At 69.0% G+C, this 812-nt stretch carries 1 protein-coding gene; it reads left to right on the forward strand.

Translation table 11 applies throughout. The features are described from left to right. A partial coding sequence (gene lnt, locus R4P47_RS25050; RefSeq protein WP_317786077.1) for an apolipoprotein N-acyltransferase occupies positions 1 to 812 on the forward strand: 812 nt, incomplete at both ends.

Genomic DNA, 812 nt, shown 5'->3' on the forward strand with positions numbered 1-812 from the left:
TCCCGTTCGGCGGCTTCCCTTGGGGCCGCATCGCATTCGGTCAATCCGACGGGCCGCTGCTGCCTCTGGCTGCGGTGATCGGCGCGCCGGGGTTGTCGTTCGTCGTGGTGCTGATCGGGTCCGCTCTGGCCGGCGTCGTTGCCTCCGGTCGCATCACCCGCAGAACTGCAGCAGCGTCGTGCATCGGTGTGGCCACTGCTGTAGGGGCGCTCACGGTGGTGGCTCCACTGTTCGCTCCGCCGCCGCAGGACACGGTCACCGTCGCCTTGGTGCAAGGCAACGTCCCGCGTCTCGGTCTCGACTTCAACGCCCAACGACGCGCGGTTCTCGACAACCATGTTCAGCGCACCATCGAGCTCGCCGCCGACATCGACTCCGGCCGCGTACGCGCACCCGACCTGGTCATCTGGCCGGAGAACTCCTCCGACATCGATCCCCTGCGCAACCCCGACGCCGCCGCACGTATCGACGCCGCGGCCCGCGCCGTCGGAGTCCCCGTACTCGTCGGCACGGTTCTCCGCCGAGACGACGGCACCACGAGCAACACCTCGATCGTGTGGGATCCCGTCACCGGGCCCGGGCAGAGGCACGACAAGCGGCAACTGGTGCCGTTCGGGGAGTACCTGCCGATGCGCACGATCGTCACCGCACTCTCTCCCTATGCCGCCCAGGCAGGAAACTTCACCCCGGGCCAGGGCAACGGCGTCCTCGACCTCGCCGGAGTGCACGTCGCGGTGGCCACCTGCTACGAGGTCGCCTTCGACTCGTTGCTCACCGACTCCGTGCGCGCCGGTGCCCAGCTGATCGCAGTG

It is taken from the genome of Rhodococcus sp. IEGM 1370 (assembly GCF_033142325.1).
Lineage (GTDB): Bacteria > Actinomycetota > Actinomycetes > Mycobacteriales > Mycobacteriaceae > Rhodococcoides.